Origin of the sequence: Ruegeria discodermiae (assembly GCF_030758345.1) — a bacterium.
Taxonomy (GTDB): domain Bacteria; phylum Pseudomonadota; class Alphaproteobacteria; order Rhodobacterales; family Rhodobacteraceae; genus Ruegeria_C.
The window spans coordinates 137,310-153,831 of record NZ_JAVAMO010000004.1; the positions used below are offsets into that span (position 1 = coordinate 137,310).

17 protein-coding genes are annotated in these 16,522 nt (G+C 62.1%); 6 read left to right on the plus strand and 11 right to left on the minus strand.

From position 1 onward, the window contains the following. Positions 1-8: 8 nt before the first annotated feature. Positions 9-1,409, plus strand: a complete 1,401-nt coding sequence (locus Q5Y75_RS11795) for a helix-turn-helix domain-containing protein (RefSeq protein WP_306197522.1) — start codon at positions 9-11, stop codon at positions 1,407-1,409. A 52-nt stretch (positions 1,410-1,461) separates the two neighbouring features. Here the strand turns inward: Q5Y75_RS11795 and Q5Y75_RS11800 are convergent, their stop codons facing one another. The 7 genes from Q5Y75_RS11800 to Q5Y75_RS11830 all read right to left on the minus strand — a co-directional run bounded on the left by Q5Y75_RS11800 (position 1,462) and on the right by Q5Y75_RS11830 (position 8,762). Continuing rightward, positions 1,462-1,701 (minus strand): HP1242/YdcH family protein, encoded by a 240-nt coding sequence (locus Q5Y75_RS11800; RefSeq protein ID WP_306197523.1) that lies wholly within the window; start codon positions 1,699-1,701, stop codon positions 1,462-1,464. A gap of 105 nt (positions 1,702-1,806) precedes the next feature. Further along, positions 1,807-3,465, minus strand: a complete 1,659-nt coding sequence (betA, locus tag Q5Y75_RS11805; protein WP_306197525.1) for a choline dehydrogenase — start codon at positions 3,463-3,465, stop codon at positions 1,807-1,809. A 90-nt stretch (positions 3,466-3,555) separates the two neighbouring features. Further along, a complete protein-coding gene (gene betB / locus Q5Y75_RS11810; RefSeq protein ID WP_306197527.1) occupies positions 3,556-5,013 on the minus strand; it encodes a betaine-aldehyde dehydrogenase in 1,458 nt (485 codons plus the stop codon). Positions 5,014-5,047: 34 nt separating this feature from the next. After that, positions 5,048-6,556: a choline-sulfatase gene (betC, locus tag Q5Y75_RS11815; protein WP_306197529.1), complete on the minus strand. Its 1,509-nt coding sequence runs from the start codon at positions 6,554-6,556 to the stop codon at positions 5,048-5,050. Next, the gene (gene betI / locus Q5Y75_RS11820; RefSeq protein ID WP_306197532.1) at positions 6,553-7,125 is read right to left on the minus strand and encodes a choline-binding transcriptional repressor BetI; all 573 of its coding nucleotides are present in this window, start codon (positions 7,123-7,125) and stop codon (positions 6,553-6,555) included. The genes betC and betI overlap by 4 nt, the downstream gene beginning before the upstream one ends. Positions 7,126-7,210: 85 nt before the next feature. After that, on the minus strand, positions 7,211-8,122 hold the full coding sequence (locus Q5Y75_RS11825) for a DMT family transporter (RefSeq protein ID WP_306197534.1): 912 nt from the start codon (positions 8,120-8,122) through the stop codon (positions 7,211-7,213). A 40-nt stretch (positions 8,123-8,162) separates the two neighbouring features. Next, positions 8,163-8,762 (minus strand): LysE/ArgO family amino acid transporter, encoded by a 600-nt coding sequence (locus tag Q5Y75_RS11830; protein ID WP_306197535.1) that lies wholly within the window; start codon positions 8,760-8,762, stop codon positions 8,163-8,165. Between the two features lie 87 nt (positions 8,763-8,849). On the opposite strand from Q5Y75_RS11830, the gene Q5Y75_RS11835 reads away from it, so the two are divergent. After that, complete coding sequence (locus Q5Y75_RS11835) at positions 8,850-9,737, plus strand: ArgP/LysG family DNA-binding transcriptional regulator (protein WP_306197538.1); 888 nt, start codon at positions 8,850-8,852, stop codon at positions 9,735-9,737. On the opposite strand, the gene Q5Y75_RS11840 is transcribed toward Q5Y75_RS11835, so the two are convergent. Next, positions 9,724-10,602, minus strand: a complete 879-nt coding sequence (locus Q5Y75_RS11840) for a LysR family transcriptional regulator (RefSeq protein WP_306197540.1) — start codon at positions 10,600-10,602, stop codon at positions 9,724-9,726. The two genes, Q5Y75_RS11835 and Q5Y75_RS11840, sit on opposite strands and share 14 nt — an antisense overlap. Before the next feature lie 87 nt (positions 10,603-10,689). Between Q5Y75_RS11840 and Q5Y75_RS11845 the strand changes: the two genes are divergently transcribed. Then, on the plus strand, positions 10,690-10,992 hold the full coding sequence (locus Q5Y75_RS11845) for a YciI family protein (protein ID WP_306197542.1): 303 nt from the start codon (positions 10,690-10,692) through the stop codon (positions 10,990-10,992). Positions 10,993-11,000: 8 nt separating this feature from the next. On the opposite strand, the gene Q5Y75_RS11850 is transcribed toward Q5Y75_RS11845, so the two are convergent. After that, entirely contained in the window at positions 11,001-11,759 is a 759-nt protein-coding gene (locus tag Q5Y75_RS11850; RefSeq protein ID WP_306197544.1) for a helix-turn-helix domain-containing protein, read from the minus strand. 108 nt (positions 11,760-11,867) lie between these two features. Between Q5Y75_RS11850 and Q5Y75_RS11855 the strand changes: the two genes are divergently transcribed. After that, a complete protein-coding gene (locus tag Q5Y75_RS11855; RefSeq protein ID WP_306197545.1) occupies positions 11,868-12,305 on the plus strand; it encodes a hypothetical protein in 438 nt (145 codons plus the stop codon). 70 nt (positions 12,306-12,375) lie between these two features. Here Q5Y75_RS11855 and Q5Y75_RS11860 read toward each other — a convergent pair whose 3' ends face one another. After that, positions 12,376-13,116 (minus strand): YebC/PmpR family DNA-binding transcriptional regulator, encoded by a 741-nt coding sequence (locus Q5Y75_RS11860; protein ID WP_306197547.1) that lies wholly within the window; start codon positions 13,114-13,116, stop codon positions 12,376-12,378. A gap of 107 nt (positions 13,117-13,223) precedes the next feature. Here Q5Y75_RS11860 and Q5Y75_RS11865 point away from each other — a divergent pair, with 107 nt between their 5' ends. Continuing rightward, the gene (locus Q5Y75_RS11865) at positions 13,224-14,996 is read left to right on the plus strand and encodes an SLC13 family permease (RefSeq protein ID WP_306197549.1); all 1,773 of its coding nucleotides are present in this window, start codon (positions 13,224-13,226) and stop codon (positions 14,994-14,996) included. Positions 14,997-15,012: 16 nt separating this feature from the next. Here the strand turns inward: Q5Y75_RS11865 and Q5Y75_RS11870 are convergent, their stop codons facing one another. Next, entirely contained in the window at positions 15,013-15,633 is a 621-nt protein-coding gene (locus Q5Y75_RS11870; protein ID WP_306197550.1) for an HAD-IA family hydrolase, read from the minus strand. Between the two features lie 109 nt (positions 15,634-15,742). On the opposite strand from Q5Y75_RS11870, the gene Q5Y75_RS11875 reads away from it, so the two are divergent. Continuing rightward, positions 15,743-16,477: a glutamine amidotransferase gene (locus Q5Y75_RS11875; RefSeq protein ID WP_306197552.1), complete on the plus strand. Its 735-nt coding sequence runs from the start codon at positions 15,743-15,745 to the stop codon at positions 16,475-16,477. Positions 16,478-16,522 lie beyond the last annotated feature (45 nt).

Here is a 16,522-nt window from a genome sequence, read left to right on the forward strand (position 1 = left end):
GGCCACTCATGCCTCCCCAAAAGCTCTATGCCGGTGCCAAGCTGCGCGAAATCCGCAACAGGCTGGCTTTGACCCAGAGAGAATTCGCAACAAAACTGGGCATTTCGCTTCCCTATCTCAACCAGATGGAAAACAACAACCGCCCCGTTTCGACCACGGTGGTTCTGGCGCTGGCGCAGGAATTCGGACTGGATGTCACTGAACTCAGCAGCGGCGATAGTGAGCGGCTGGTCTCGGATATGCGCGAGGCGCTGGCCGATCCGCTTTTTGCCGAGATGATGCCGCCGCCCGCCGATCTGCGGTTGACCGCCTCAAACGCACCCGCGCTGGCCCGCGCCTTTATCGAGCTGCACCGCCACTACCGCCAAACACACGAGCGGCTGGCTTCGCTGGATGAGGCGCTGGGGCGTGAAGACGCCCGCCTGCAGGCCAGCCCCTGGGAAGAGGTGCGAGATTTCTTTCATTATTGCGACAATTATATCGACGCGGTCGACCGCAGCGCCGAACGCTTTGCCGATCTGGCCCGCCGCGAAAACGGCATAGGTTCCGCCGCCGAAGCGATGCTGGGCGCTCAGGGCATCACCGTCAGAAATGTCGATACCGAAACCTTGCGCAGCTACGATGCCGAGGCGCGCCTTCTACGGTTATCCTCACGCGCCGCGCCCGAGACACGGATATTTCAATTGCTGCTGCAAGTGGCGCTGCTGACGCAGGACAAGCTGCTTGAGGCCACGCTCGACTTCGCGCGGTTCCAGACAGACGCCGCCCGCGCCATCGCCAAGATCGGGTTGGCCAATTACTTCGCCGGGGCCGCGCTGATGCCTTATGCCAGCTTTCTGGAGGCCGCGCGCGAAACGCGGCATGATCTGGAACTGCTGGGCCATCGCTTTGGCGCGTCGATCGAACAGGTTGCACACCGGCTGTCCACCCTGCAGCGGCCCGGCGCAAAGGGCATCCCGTTCTTTTTTGTGCGGGTCGATCAGGCGGGCACCATCACCAAGCGCCATTCTGCCACACGGCTGCAATTTGCGCGGTTCGGCGGGGCCTGTCCGCTCTGGAACGTGCATCGTGCGTTCGAGACGCCCGGACATTTCCTGCGCCAACTGGCCGAGACACCCGACGGGGTGCGCTATATCTCACTGGCCCGCGACGTGTCGAAACCGGGCGGGTCATTCGGCGCGCCCGTACGCCGTTACGCCATCGCGCTGGGGTGCGAGATACGTCACGCGGATGCGCTGGTCTATGCAGATAATCTCGATGTCAACAATGCCAGCGCTTTCGAGCCCATCGGCATTTCCTGCCGCATCTGCGAACGCGCCACCTGCCACCAGCGGTCGGTTCCGCCGCTGGAACGCAGGCTGACCATCGACCCCGACACGCGCGGCACCCTGCCTTACCTCGTCGACTGAAACGGCCCGGGAACTGTCGGCGGATCAGGGGTGATCCCCGACCCGCCAGGGCTCAGGCTTTGGCCAGAATACCCCAGATCTCGTCCTTGAGCGCCGCGCGCTTCTTGCGCAGCTCGACCTCTGCCAGATCCTCCATGGGCTCAACATTGGTCTCGGCGCGATGCACCGCGCGGTTGACCTCGTGATACTCGTCCGAGAGTCGCGCAAAATGCGCATCGCTCTGCTTGAGCTGGCTCATGACGTCCACTTTATCCGGAAATTCCTCGGCCAGTTCATGCGGGGTGTGGGACATATATGTGCTCCTGATCTTTATGTGCGGCTCAGATTAGATTCGCAAAGTAGTGAACTGCTTTGACACGGATCAAGCTGTGCATGGGAACGGCAAGTTTCAACACCTTCAGCGCTGCCACGTCTCCCAATCCGGGTGCACCCAAGGCTGCGCATTTGAACGCGGCAGCATTCCGCGCCCCAGCAGATGGTCGGACACTTTTTCTCCGACCATGATCGAAGGCGCATTCAGGTTGCCATTGGTGATCTGTGGAAAGATTGAGCTGTCAGCAACCCGCAGCCCGTCCACCCCGATCACCCGTGCCTCGGGGTCCACCACCGCGTTTGGATCATCGGCGCGGCCCATGCGGCAGGTGCCGCAGGGGTGATAGGCGCTTTCGGCATGTTCGCGGATGAAGCCGTCCAACTCGTCATCGCTTTGCAGATCGGCGCCGGGCTGAATTTCCTTGCCGACAAAAGGCTTGAAGGCCTCTTGCCCGAAGATCTCGCGGGTCAGGCGCAGGCAGGTGCGAAACTCGTCCCAATCCTGTTCGGTCGACATGTAGTTGAACCGGATCACCGGCGCCTCAGCCGGGTCCGCTGAGCGCAGTGTCACCGCCCCGCGCGACGGAGAGCGCATCGGGCCGGTATGCGCCTGAAAGCCATGCCCCTCGGCGGCGGCCTGGCCGTCATAGCGCACGGCCATGGGCAGGAAGTGATACTGGATATCCGGATAAGGTATCCCTGCACGCGAGCGGATGAAGGCCGCGCTTTCGAATTGATTCGACGCCCCGAGCCCGGTCTTGGTGAACAGCCACTGCGCCCCGATCACCGCCTTGCTGATCAGGTTCCAATATCGGTAGAGCGTGATCGGCTTCAGCGAGGCGATCTGGAAATAAATCTCCAGATGGTCCTGCAGGTTTGCGCCAACGCCGGGCCGGTCCGCAACCACCTCAAGCCCATGTTCCGCCAGATGCGCCGCCGGGCCGATGCCCGACAGCATCAACAGCTTGGGCGAGTTGATCGACGAGGCTGCCAGAACCACTTCGCGCCGCGCCCGGAACACCTGCGTGCTGTTGCCGCGCTTGATCTCGACACCTACGGCGCGGCCTTCTTCGATCACGACCCGCTGCGCCAGCCCGTTGACCAGATCACAATTAGGACGCTTCAGCGCGGGCCGCAGATAGGCATTGGCCGCCGACCAGCGCCGCCCGCGCCAGACGGTCTGCTCCATCGGACCGAAACCTTCCTGCTTCTCGCCATTGTAATCGCCCGTTGTCTCATACCCGGCCTGTTTCCCGGCCTCGACAAACGCGTGGTAAAGCGGATTGCGGCGTGGGCCACGGCTGACATGCAACGGGCCGTCGATGCCACGCCATTCGCTGTCACCCCCATGGCCGCCATCATGCCAATGCTCCATCCGCTTGTAATAGGGCAGGACATTCGTATAGGCCCAGCCATCGGCACCCATCTCGGCCCAGGTGTCGAAATCCATCGCATGGCCGCGCACATAGACCATACCGTTGATCGAGGAGGATCCGCCGATCACCTTGCCGCGCGGCACCACCAGCCGCCGGTTGTTCAGGTGTGGCTCCGGCTCGGAATTGAACCCCCAATCATAGCGCGACATGTTCATCGGATAGCTCAGAGCGGCGGGCATCTGGATAAACGGCCCGATATCGCTGCCGCCATGTTCGATCACCAATACCGAGGACCCCGCCTCGCTCAACCGATAGGCCATCGCGCAGCCGGCGCTGCCCGCGCCAACGATCACAAAATCTGCTTCCATTTCCACCTCCACCCGGCTCGTTCCGGCGTGTCACGTCTGTCATTGTCAAAAAAGAGCGCGCGGAAGCGCTCAATCCGGAAACAGCCCCGCTCAGAACGGGGCCTCCATATCGCCCATGCGCACATAGACGGATTTCAACTGGCTATAATGCTCGATTGCGGCTTTGGCGTTCTCGCGTCCCACACCTGACAGCTTCGAGCCGCCAAACGGCATCTCGACCGGCGCATCGTTGTAGGAGTTGATGAAACAGGTTCCCGCCTCGAACCCGGCCACCACACGATGCGCGCGCACCAGATCGCGGGTGAAGACACCGGCAGACAGGCCGAACTCGCTCGCGTTTGCCCGCGCCAAGGCCTCCTCTTCCGTGTCGAAATCGAGCACTGCCATCACCGGTCCGAAAATCTCTTCCCGCGCGATGGTCATGTCGTCACTCACATCAGCAAAAACGGTAGGCTGCAGGAAAAACCCGTCGCGCTCCACGCGCGCTCCACCGGTGACCAGCCTTGCGCCTTCCTCGATGCCTTTGGCGATATAAGATCGCACGATCTCTAGCTGGCGCTGGCTGACGAGGGGTCCAAAACTGGTGGCAGGGTCCAACGGATCGCCGATCACCGCGCCTTTCAGCCGTTCGGTCAACCGCGCCAGAAATGCCTCTTTGATGCCCTTCTGAACGAAGACCCGCGTACCGTTGGAACAGACCTGCCCCGAGGAATAGAAATTGCCAAGGATCGCGCCGCTGACCGCGTTCTCCAGATCGGCATCGTCAAAGATCAGCAAGGGCGATTTGCCGCCAAGTTCCATCGTCACATGTTTGATCCCCGCCGCCGCGGCCGCATAGACCTTGCGGCCCGTGGGCACCGACCCGGTGAGCGAGACCTTGTCCACGCGTGGGTCACCAACCAGCGCGCCACCGACTTCGCCCATGCCCTGAATGACGTTATAAAGCCCGGCGGGCAGCCCCGCCTCGTGCAGAATCTCGGCCACTTTCAATGCGCAAAGCGGTGTCGTCTCGGAGGGTTTGAAGATCATCGCATTGCCACAGGCCAGCGCGGGCGCGCCCTTCCAGCAGGCGATCTGGGTTGGATAGTTCCAGGCCCCGATCCCCACGCACAGCCCCAGCGCCTCGCGCCGCGTATAGGCCCAATCCGTTCCTAGCTGAATGTGCTCGCCGGTCAGCGTCGCCGCAAGGCCGCCGAAATATTCCAGCGCATCGGCCCCGCTGGTGGCATCCGCCACGGACGTCTCCTGATAAGGTTTGCCGGTGTCACAGGTTTCCAGCACGCTCAGATCGTGGTTACGTTCGCGCATCATATCTGCTGCCCGGCCCAGAATGCGGCCGCGTTCGGTGCCCGGAAGCGCCGCCCAAGCGCCTTGCGCGACACGCGCAGAGACGATTGCCTGTTCAACAACTTCCGGGGTTGCGGCATGTACCGTTGCGATCACCGCGCCGGTGGCCGGATAGATCACGTCGATAGGCGTGCCGTTGGTATCCTCGACATAGGCGCCATTGACGAAATGGCTGGCCGTGGGTTGGGTCAGATAACTCATAGAGGTGTGCCGTTCAAAGAGGGGTCGCAGAGGATCATTCGCCGCGCGGAAAGCGCTGGCTTTCCTCGACGGTGTTCAGATCCATGTGGTTGCGCATGTAGCGTTCCGAGGCGCGTTGCAGCGGCTGGTAGTCCCAGGGATAGTAGCCACCCTGCCGAAGTGCTTCATAGACCACCCAGCGGCGGGCCTGGCTGGCCCGCACATCAGCGTCATAGGCGTCCAGATCCCAGCGCGCCTCGGATTTGGCGCGCAGCGACTGCAAGGTGCCCTGATGCGCCGGGCTGTCGGCCAGGTTGGTCAACTCATGCGGATCTGCCTCTAGGTCAAACAGCTGATTGGGGTCCAGCGCGCAGCGGTTATACTTCCACTTGCCATAGCGCAGGGAAACCAGCGGCGCATGCGAGGCCTCCGCGGCGTATTCCATCGCCACCGGCGCGCTCCGCTCGACGCCATTTGCCAGCGGCACAAGGTCTTCGCCGTCAGTCCAGGGCGCGATTTCAGCCATATCCACGCCTGCAAGAGCGCCCAGCGTCGGTGTCACGTCGATAGTGGAAACCGGAGTGTCGATCCGCCCGACAGGCATGTCAGGCGCCGAGATCATCAGAGGCACCCGCGCCGAGCCCTCGTAGAAGCACATCTTGAACCAGAGGCCCCGCTCACCCAGCATGTCGCCGTGATCCGACACAAAGAGGATGATCGCCTCTTGCCGTGTGCTCTCCAGCACATGCAGGATTTCACCGATCTTGTCGTCCAGATAGGAGATATTGGCAAAATAGGCCCGGCGGGATTTGCGGATATCTTCTTCGGTGATGTCGAAACTGCGCCAGTCATTGGCATCAAAGATACGCTGCGAATGCGGGTCCTGATTGTCATAGCCGAGGTCGGAAACCTGCGGCAGCAGATGTTCGCAATCCTCGTAGAGGTCCCAGTATTTCCGCCGCGCGACGTAAGGGTCATGCGGATGGGTAAAGCTGACGGTCAGGCACCAAGGGCGCTCGTCCCTGCCACGCGCAAGATCATAGAGCTTGGCGGTGGCGTGATAGGCAACCTCGTCATCATATTCCATCTGGTTCGAGATTTCGGCAACGCCCGCGCCAGTGACCGAGCCCATATTGTGATACCACCAGTCGATGCGTTCGCCGGGCTTGCGGTAATCCGGCGTCCAACCGAAATCGGCGGGATAGATATCGGTGGTCAGACGGTCCTCGAACCCGTGCATCTGATCAGGACCGACGAAATGCATCTTGCCGCTGAGACAGGTGTAGTACCCCGCCCGGCGCAGATGATGCGCATAGGTCGGAATATCGCTGCGGAACTCGGCTGCATTGTCATAGACCCCGGTGCGCGATGGCAATTGCCCGGACATGAATCCCGCCCGCCCCGGCGCACAAAGCGGCGAGGCGGTGTAGGTGTTTGCAAACCGGGTCGAGCGCGCGGCAAGGCGCTTGAGGTTGGGCGCATGCAACCAGTCGGCGGGACCATCGGGAAATAGAGTTCCGTTAAGCTGATCCACCATCAGGATCAGAATGTTGGGTTGAGTCATGACAGTCTGCCTGTGAGCGTATCGAGGATGGTCGAAGCCTGCCGCACCGCCAGTTCAGGCCGTTCCGGCGCGCCCAATGCGGCCCGGATGTAAAGCCCATCGATCAGGGCAATCAACGTTTCGGCAACATCCTTGGGGTCTTTGGTCCGGCCCTTCAGCGCATGCACAAGATTGGACCTTATGCGGGATTGGTAAATCTGCCAGAGCCGCAGCGCCTCCTGATTGGACTGGGCCATCACGTAGAAGGTCATCCAGGCCGCGATGACATCCGGTGAAAAGCATGACGGCGCGAAACAGGCGCGGATCACCGCCCGCGCGCGATCCTCGGGCGCGGCGGCCTTCAGCTCGGCACGCGCCTCGGCCGCAAAATCGGCCAGAATACGGCGCATCGCGGCGAGGAATATCTGATCCTTACCGCCGAAATAGTGATGCGCCAGGGCGCTGGACATACCGGCGCGTTTGGCGATCTGGCTGACGGTGACATCCAGCGAACGGGTCTGGCCAAGCTCGGCAATGGTCGCCCGCACGATGGCTTCGCGCCGGATCGGCTCCATTCCCAATTTTGGCATCGTCACGTCCCTTTCCGCGAGGTTAGGGAAAACAGCTAGGGTGTTTTTATTGACTCGTCAATCAATAACCCGCAGGCGCCCTGCGTCACAGCTTCGGCTCAAGATTGACCGGGGTAATCTGGCGCCGCTGCAACGCCGCCTCGCGCCATGAAATAAAGCTGACCGAGGCGAGGATCAGCGTGCCACCGGCTACCACCCAGGGGTCGATCCCTTCATCAAAGGCCAGCGCCCCCAGCGCGACCGACCAGACCAGTTGCAGGAAGGTGGCAGGCTGGGTCACGGCCACTGGCGCGGCTTGCAGCGCGCGAGTCATGCAATAGTGCCCGGCGGTCGCCATCGTTGCGACGAGAAAGACAAAACCGAGATCGGAGGGGCTGAATGGCTGCCAGACCACAACGGCAAACGGGGCAAGGAAAACAGCAACCCAGATCGACATCTGCGCCAGCACCAGCGCCGGGCGCACCTCGTCCACGGTGACCTTGGCCAGCAGATAGGCACCACCCAGCAACAACGTGGTTCCCAGCATCGCCAGATGACCCGCAGAAACTTCGCGGAATCCCGGGCGCAGAATGATCAACGCACCGATAAATGCAAAGCCGATGGCGGTGATCCGGCGCAAGGCCAACCGCTCCCCCAGCAGGAACACGGCCCCAAGCGTGACATAGATCGGGGTCAGATAGTTCATCGCCGTGACCTCGGCCAAGGGGATCTGCGTCATTGCAAAGAACCACAGCATCACCGCCACCGATTGCAGCGCGCCCCTGATGCCGAACAGCGCCCATTGGCGGCGTGTGAACCGCGTGGTGATCAGCGGGCGGATCACCGGCAGCACAAAGACCAGACCCAATATATAGCGCAGAAATGCCAGTTGAACCGGATGCATCGCGTTTCCGATCACCTTGACCAACGCTGTCATCAGTACAAAGCACACGCCCGCAGCGAGCATCCAGAGGATACCGACAAGCGGGCGCTGCGGTGGGGAATCGGGCATGGGCATGAAATGGTTCAACACCCTATGGCCGACCGGGACAACCCCTTCACATGCTAATGAGTTTGATGGCAATGGCCCACATGATCACGCCGATCAGTACGTCCAGCACCTGCCAGGCCCGCGGGCGGGCAAAAAACGGTGCCAGCAGCCGGGCACCATAACCCAGCGAGAAGAAGAAGACGAAACTTGAGGTCACCGCCCCCAAACCAAAGCTCAGCCGGTCCGGGTATTGCGCCGAAACCGACCCGATCAGCACCACGGTATCCAGATAGACATGCGGATTGAGCCAGGTGAGTGCCAGCAGCGTCGCCAATGTCGCCCATAATCCGACACCTGCACCATTGCGGGTCTCCAACGCTTCGCCACCGCGCCAGGCGGCGTGAAAGCTACGCGCGCCATAGACGGTCAGAAACGCGGCCCCTCCAAAGCGCATGAGCGGCTCGAACCAGGGCACTGCCGTGGCCAGCGCACCAAAGCCTGCCACACCCGCCGCGATCAGCAGCGCATCCGAGATGGCGCAGCTCAGGCAGACCGCAAAGACATGCGCGTGCCGCAGCCCCTGGCGCAGCACAAACGCATTCTGTGCCCCGATCGCCAGGATCAGGCTGAACCCCAGAAGGAAGCCGGGAATGAATGATGCCAGCATGTGCCTCTCCGCTATGAACGGGGTTTGACTAACCGGGCGCATCGCCGCTATCAAATTAAAGATGGTAACGTCAGATAAGTAACTCTAATGCAGTTCGACCCCAACCAGCTGCGCGCCCTTGCCGCGATTCTGCGACTGGGCAGTTTCGAGGCCGCCGCCGCCGAGTTGGCGGTGACGCAATCGGCCATCTCGCAGCGTATCCGGGCACTGGAGGAACGGGTGGGTGCCGCGCTGATCGAACGCGTCACGCCTTGCACGGGCACGCGGGCCGGGCTGCGGATCGCCAAACACGCCGAGGATGTCGGCCTGCTTGAGGCGCAGCTGAGCCGGGACCTGTCGCTGGAGCAAAAGGCAGGGCCCGCCCGTCTGCGCATCGCCGTCAATGCCGACAGCCTCGCCACCTGGTTCGTCGATGCGATGGCACAGGTCGAGGATGTGCTGTTTGACCTTGTGATAGATGATCAGGACCACTCCGCCGACTGGCTGCGGCGCGGGGCGGTCAGCGCGGCGATCTGTTCCGGCACCAAAGCCGCGCCGGGCTGTGACGCGGTTCCACTTGGGCATCTGCGGTATCTCGCGACCGCAAGCCCGGCCTTTGCCAATCGCTGGTTTGACAAGGGCGTGAGCGCGGCAACGCTGTCTGTCGCGCCCTGCATGACCTTCAACCGCAAGGACAATCTGCAACAAAAATGGATCGAGCAGGTGATCGGCAAGCGCGTCACGCCGCCCAGCCATTTCCTGCCCTCGACCCAGGCCTTCGTCGATGCCGCCTGCGCCGGGCTGGGTTGGGGCATGAATCCCGAGTCACTTGCAGGGCAACCGATCCGCGACGGCAAGCTCGTCGCCCTGCTGGCGGATCAACCGCTGGACGTTGCGCTGAGCTGGCAAGTCAGCCGGGTGATGGCCCCGGCGCTCGCCCCCCTCACCCGCGCCGTGAAACAGGCCGCGCAGGATGGGCTGATCAGGGCGGGCTGAGCGCGCTGGCCCGCCAGTCCAGACCGATGATCCACTCCTTGACCGCCTCAATCGAAGCGCGCTGAGGCTCGCCGGCATGAGACAGCAGCCATAGCGGGCGCTCTGGTGGCGCGATATCGCCTGTTTCGCACCGCATCAGCCGTGTATCCCCCTCGGCACAGACCACCGGCAGCGCGGTACGACCCAAACCTGCGCCCACCGCCTCTTGCGCCGTGTCCAGATCACAAACCCGCAGCGCGCTGATGTTGTTCCCCGCCACGCTGCCAAGCCAGCGCGCCTGTGGCAGCGACGCATGGGCGTCGTCATAGACGATCCAGGGCAGATCGGCGCGCTCGCACTCTGCCCTGGGCCCATAAACCGCAAATTTCAGCGCCGCGAGCTTTCGCGCCTTCACGCGCAACCCGCCCGACGCAGGACGGGCGAAGCGCAGCGCAAGATCAGCCTCGCGTTTCGTCAGGTCGGCATTGCGCGCCTCGGGCACAAGCTCGACTGTCAGTTCCGGATGCTGGCGGGCGAACGGGGCGAAGCCAGGCACCAACACTCGATTGACCAAAGCCGGTACAGCGCTGACCCGGACCGTTCCGGTGAGGGCGGATTGCGCCAGACCAGCACTCTCGGAAATCTGCAGGTGCTGCATTTCGATCGTTTCGGCCTGCGTCACGATCCGTTGGCCGAATTCGGTGACCTCATACCTCCCATCCGTCGCACGCGTAAAAAGTGGCGCGCCCAATACGCGTTCCAACGTTCTGATCCGACGCGCGATGGTGGTCTCGTTCACGGCGACAAGGCGGCCTGCGCCAGACATCCGCCCAGCGCGATGAAGCGCAAGAAGATATTTCAGGTCGTTCCAGTCATGATCCTGCATTTTTGCAGAATGAACTTACCCACTTGCCAGATCAACCTGCATGAAAGCCGGGTTAGTCTGTGTTCCCGAACACATGCAGGAGATGACATGACAACCTTTATCATTCTGTTTGAGGACAACCCGGATGCCGACCTCGACATCCGCAAAAAGCATATGAGTGCACATCTGGCCTTTCTGGAAGCGCATGCAGACGCCATTAGTGCTGCGGGTCCGCTTTCCAGCCCCACGGGCGCAGGTCAGGGAGGATTGTGGATCGTCGCTGCCGAGACAGAAGACAAGGTCGAGCAACTGGTGCATCGCGATCCGTTCTGGGACACCGGGTTGCGCCAAAGCTATCGCATTCTGCGATGGCGGCAGGTCTTTGCAAACGGCATCCGGCAGATCACCTAGGGCCGCGCCTATCCCCCGGCCCTGGCCAACGCGCGCAGCAATTCGCCGCTTTCGGGGTCGGCGGGAAAATACAGCTCAACCTTCAGATCATCCAGCAACAGGTCCTCGGGCGTGCCGAACTGGGCGATGGTGGCAAACAGCGCCAGCCGCATATCGCCCATCCGCAGGATCGTGGGCACCACCGGCGCACGCGCGTGATCCGCAGGCGGCGGCATCTGCGTCAGATGATCCGCCACCGCGTCCAGCCGGGCCACCCCACCCTGCGAGGCACTTTCGATCCGCAACCGAAGGGCGGCGTGACGGGCCACCTCGGGCCAATTCTCGACCAGACCCGGCAAATGATCCGACATCAGCAGATCAAGCAGGCTGCCGCCCTCGGAAAGCCCCAACTGGCCGTAAAGCAACTGTGCAGCTGCGTTCATGCGCAGCACCGTCCAGAGCCGGTCGAGGGCGAGCGCGGGATAAGGCGAATGACTGTCCAGCATATGCGCGACCGCCGCGCGGATTGGGGCCATATCGTCAGCTTCCCACGGGCGTTGCGGATAGCGTGGGGCAAAACCCGCAGTGACCAGCATCTGATTGCGCGCATCCAGCGGCATTTGCAGAGCGTCGCCCAGACGCCCGATCATCTCGCGGCTGGGGCGGGCGCGACCGGTCTCCAGAAAGGATATGTGCCGGGACGAGACCTCGGCCTCGACCGCGAGTTGCAGTTGCGACATCCGGCGCGCGGCGCGCCAGGTTTTCAGTGTGCTGGGAAACTCTGTCATACCCAAAGCATAGCGTGGACCCGGACGAAGGTCAGTTACCTTGCAGGTAATTGCACCGATGACCCCCGACAGCTCATCCTGGGATCATATCCATTAAGGAGGACAGAGATGTCACAGAGTTTCCATAAGTTCTGGCTCAAGATCACCGCCCTGGTCGTGGCCAGTTTTGCTCCGGTCTTCTTCCTTGGCTCCATCGAGGCCACGACCGGCCCCGCCCGCATCACACTTGACCTTCTGGGCTGGCCATTGGACGGCAGCGCAACCTTCGCAGCGCCCGATACGCGCTTTTTGTCGGCATTGGCGGGTGGGTTCCTGCTGGGCTGGGGCGTGATGATCTGGAACCTGTCAGAACACGTCTATGATCACGCGCCGGAAGCCGTGCGCAAGAGCGTGCTCTATGGCATTCTCGCCTGGTTCGTTCTGGATAGTGCAGGCTCGGCGGCCTCGGGCAACGTGTCAAACGTGTTCTTTAACCTGATCGTTCTGCTGATCGGCGTCGGCCCACTCTGGCGACCGGCACAGGAGAGTGCTGCGGTTACCGGATAAATCGTCACAGCAGCGTGCACAAAAAAAGCCCGGAGCGATGCTCCGGGCCATGTCATTCCTCAAAGCGCGATCAAAGCTGCGCCATGACCTCGTCATCGGCCTCGAAATTGGTGGTCACGCGCTGGATGTCGTCATCATCCTCCAGTGCATCCACCAGCCGCATCAGCTTTTGCATGCCATCCAGATCAAGCTCGGTGGTTGTGGTTGGTTTCCACACCAGCTTGGTGGATTCGGATTCACCAAGCGCCGCCTCCAGCGCGTTTGACACGTCGTTCAGATCGGTATCCGCGCAATAGATAATATGGCCGTCTTCGGAGCTTTCCACATCCTCTGCGCCAGCCTCGATCGCGGCCTCAAAGATCGTATCGGCGTCGCCCGCCTCAGCCGTGTACATCACCTCGCCCTTGCGTTCGAACATGAACCCGACCGAGCCGGTCTCGCCCAGGTTTCCGCCGTTCTTGGAGAAGGTTGACCGCACGGTCGAAGCAGTGCGGTTGCGGTTGTCGGTCATCGCCTCGACGATTACCGCCACGCCGTTGGGGCCATAGCCCTCATAGCGGATCTCTTCGTAATCGTCGCCCTCGCCCGCTTGCGATTTCTTGATCGCGCGGTCGATCACGTCCTTGGGGACCGAGTTCGATTTGGCCTCTTTTACCGCCAGACGCAGGCGCGGGTTCTTGTCGGGGTCGGGATCGCCCATCTTGGCCGCGACGGTGATTTCCTTGCTGAGCTTGGAAAACAGCTTGGAGCGCGCCGCATCCTGACGCCCCTTGCGGTGCTGAATATTTGCCCATTTGGAATGGCCGGCCATATCGTCCTCGTTGCTCGGTGTTCTGACTGGCGATCATATAGACCCTTGCGGGCAAAAGGATCAAGGGACCGGCTTGCCCGCGCGCCACCCATCCCTATGGTGGCAGCATGACTTTGGATCAGATGATTTTGTTCGCGTTGTTCATCGGGGTCTTCGGTATGCTGCTCTGGGGCCGCTACCGCTATGATCTGGTTGCGTTTTCCGCCCTGCTCATTGGCGTTGTGCTGGGCGTGGTCCCGGTCAAGGACGCGTTTTCGGGCTTTGGCCACCCCGCCACGGTGGTGGTGGCGCTGGTGCTGGTTGTGTCCGCCGGGCTGGTGCGGTCGGGAGCGGTGTTCCTGATCACCCGCACGCTGGTGGATTCGGGGCGAAAACTGGGCACGCATATCGCGCTGATGGGCGGGATCGGCGCGGTGCTGTCAGCCTTCATGAACAATGTGGCGGCCCTTGCGCTGCTGATGCCGGTTGATATCCAGACCGCACGCAAGGCGGGCCGCGCAGCGGGTCTGACGCTGATGCCGCTCAGTTTCGCCACCATTCTGGGTGGCATGGCCACGCTGATCGGCACCCCGCCCAACATCATCATCGCCTCGATCCGCGAACAAGCGGTCGGCACGCCCTATCACATGTTCGATTTCGCGCCTGTGGGCGGTCTGGCCGCGCTGGCCGGGCTAGCATTCGTCGCCCTAATCGGCTGGCGGCTGATCCCGGACCGGGGCGCCGAGGCAGATACCGCGACCGCTCTGGCCGACTACATCGCAGAACTCACGATCCCCGCGGAGTCGCCCCATATCGGTAAGCGCGTTGCAGAGTTCTATGACACCGCCGACCAGTCGGATGTAGCCATCATTGGCCTGATCCGCGACGGCAAACGTCGCTATGGCCGGGCCGCAAACGCTTTACTCAAAGCCGGAGATGCGCTTGTGCTGGAGGCCAAGCCCGAGGCGCTGGATGAGTTTCGCGCGGCTCTTTCGCTGGATTTCTCGGACGCGCAACGGCAGGAATTGCTGACCGCTGAGGGCGAAGGTCTGGAGATTATCGAGGTGGTGGCCCCCGAAGGCGCACGGATCACCGGACGCACCGCTCAAGGCGTCGGGTTGGCCTGGCGGCAAAGCACGTTGCTGATGGGCATCTCGCGCCAGGGTACGCGCATCCGAAATCAGGTGCGCAAGACCGAGGTCGAGCCGGGTGACATCCTGCTGTTGCTTTGCCCGCGTGACAAAACCGCCGACGTCACCGACTGGCTGGGCTGCCTACCACTGGCCGAGCGCGGCTTGTCCGTGACAGCAAATGACAAGGTCTGGCTCGCTATCGGGCTGTTTGCGGCGGCGGTGCTGGCGGCGAGCGTTGGGCTGATCTACCTGCCGGTGGCGCTGGGGCTGGTGGTGGTGGCCTATGTGCTGACCCGCATCCTGCCCATCGCCGAGCTTTATGATCACATCGAATGGCCGGTGGTGATCCTGCTGGGCTCGATGATCCCGCTTGGCGCAGCACTGGAAAGCTCGGGCGGGACAGAGTTGATTGCCGGTGCCCTCATCCAATTTACCAACGGCCTGCCCGCCTGGGCGATCCTGACGGTGCTGATGGTGGTGACGATGACGCTGTCCGATGTGCTCAACAACACCGCGACCACCATTGTCGCCGCCCCGGTCGGCATACAGATGGCAACCACGCTGGATGTCTCACCCGACCCGTTCCTGATGGCAGTCGCGGTTGCCGCCTCGGCCGCGTTCCTGACGCCGATCGGGCACAAGAACAATACGCTGATCCTCGGCCCGGGCGGATACCGCTTTGGCGATTACTGGCGCATGGGCCTGCCGCTCGAAATACTGGTTGTCGCAGTCTCGATCCCCGCGATCCTGCTGTTCTGGCCGATGTGAGGCAGACCGTCCAAGCTCACAAAAACTGCGCACGCAGATGGCCCAGAACATCGTCTCTGCTGTCATCCGAGAAAAAATGGGCCTGCCATCCTAAGGCGCACGCCGCGTCGACGCTGGCCTGATAGTCATCAATCAGAAGCATCCTGTCGGGTGCCACATCCAGCGTTTCGGTGATCCGCGCATAAAACGCCGGGTCCGGTTTGCGCACGCCCATCCGGCCCGAGGAAAACACATGCGCGACCCGGTCGGCAAAGCCCATTTCGACCTCGATAAAGCGCGCGCGGCGGGCTTCGTTATTGGTCGCGATAACCTGCCTGATCCCCTTGGCCGACAGTGCCGCCTGCACCTTCAGAACCTCGACATCCGGCAAGGCATCCTTTCTGAACCAATAGTCCAGCAATGCATCCGGCCCCGGAACAAATCCCACCATTTCAGCCCAAGAGGCCACGCGATCCCGCAAATCCTCCTGCCCGGTGATGATCCGGTCAAAATCATCGGCAAAGACATGTTTGGTGAACACATCCAGCGACTGCCCGAGGTCCTGCTCAAAGCTCTCGGCCCACAAAAACACGCCATCACGGATGTTCCGGTTCAGAACGCCATCAAAGTCCCAGGCGATGATGGGAGGTTCGCTCATACCACACTCCAATCACATGCAGAACGCTCAGACTATCGCGCCGGCACCGGATCGCAAGCCGCCCCGATGGGCGTTGCCAATACCGGCCATATCGCGCTAAAGCCCAGCCATGAAACGCTTTCTGATCCTACAACTGCGCCCCGAACATGACGCGGCAGATGCCGAGTTCGCCTCAATCCTGCACAAATGTGATCTGACCGAGGATCGCGCCCATCGCATCCGGCTGGATTGCGAAACGTTGCCAGAGGGGCTGCAGGTGAGCGACTATGCCGGGGTCATCGTTGGCGGCGGGCCGGGATGCATCAGCGATGATCCGGCCACCAAACCCCCGCTTGAGGCGCGGATCGAGGCGCAGGTGATGGGGCTCATGCCACAGATCATCGAACAGGATCACCCGTTCATGGGCTGTTGTTACGGTCTGGGCGTGCTGGCGGCCCATCTGGGCGGTGAGGTAAGCAAGGCGCGCTATAGCGAACCTGTCGGCCCTTCGCACTGCGCGCTGACGCAGGACGGCGCGACCGACCCGCTCACCACCGGCTTGAAACCGGAATTCGAGGCCTTTGTCGGTCACAAGGAAGCGGTGCAGGACCTGCCGCCGGGCTGCGTGCACCTGGTCCGGTCCGAGGCCTGCCCCTATCAGATGATCCGGCATGGTGAAAACGTCTATGCCACGCAATTCCACCCCGAAGCGGATGCAAGCGATTTCGAGCAACGCATCGAGATTTACAAGGACTACGGCTACTTCCCGCCCTCGGATGCGGAACGGTTGATCGCTGTATGCAAGGCTGCGGACGTCACCGAACCCGGTGAAATCCTGCGCCGCTTTGCCAGAAAATACGAATGACCTCGCGGCATTCCCCGTTGCCCGACCGCCCTGCCTTCCTCTAGC